Origin of the sequence: Oryzibacillus soli, from assembly GCF_051594765.1 — a bacterium.
In the GTDB taxonomy this organism is placed as follows: Bacteria; Bacillota; Bacilli; order Paenibacillales; family NBRC-103111; genus Paenibacillus_AR.
This window is the reverse complement of the sequence record NZ_JBPPGJ010000086.1, coordinates 1-540: the sequence shown is the minus strand read 5'-3', so window position 1 is coordinate 540 and position 540 is coordinate 1. Positions and strand designations below refer to the sequence as shown.

General features: G+C 47.0%; 1 protein-coding gene. It reads right to left on the bottom strand.

The window, feature by feature from the left end:
- Positions 1 to 133: 133 nt before the first annotated feature.
- A partial coding sequence (gene tnpA / locus ACSEXW_RS28280; protein ID WP_438449516.1) for an IS200/IS605 family transposase occupies positions 134 to 540 on the bottom strand: 407 nt, incomplete at its 5' end.

The window sequence follows — 540 nt, the reverse complement described above, 5'->3', positions numbered from 1 at the left end:
AGTCATAACCACCGGCTTAGCCGGTGGCTTCCATTAGCCCTATAAGGGCATGTTACTAGCCGGCGCCTAAAGGCGCTCTGAAATGGCTGCCAACCGCGTGGGTTCACGGGCGAGCCCCTGAAAAGGGGCCTCGTTACCTGCCCTTTTTCACCGACTCACCCGTAAACGGGTCGATCAACTCTTTCATCGTTAGCTGCTCGTAGTTTTTGTCCTCTTCGAGTTGGTTGCGTATATATTCTTGGATGATTTTCTTATTCCGTCCTACCGTATCGACGTAGTACCCTCTACACCAAAATTGCCGATTTCCGTATCGGTACTTCATATTTGCGAATTTATCAAATATCATGAGCGAGCTCTTCCCTTTGAGATATCCCATAAATTCCGATACGCTTAGCTTTAGTGGGATACTTACGAGCATATGGATATGATCCGGGCAGGCTTCTGCCTCGATGATTTCGACTCCTTTTCGTTCACATAGCTCCCGTAAGATCTTCCCAATTTCTCTTTTCAGTTTTCCATATACCACTTGTCTCCGATATT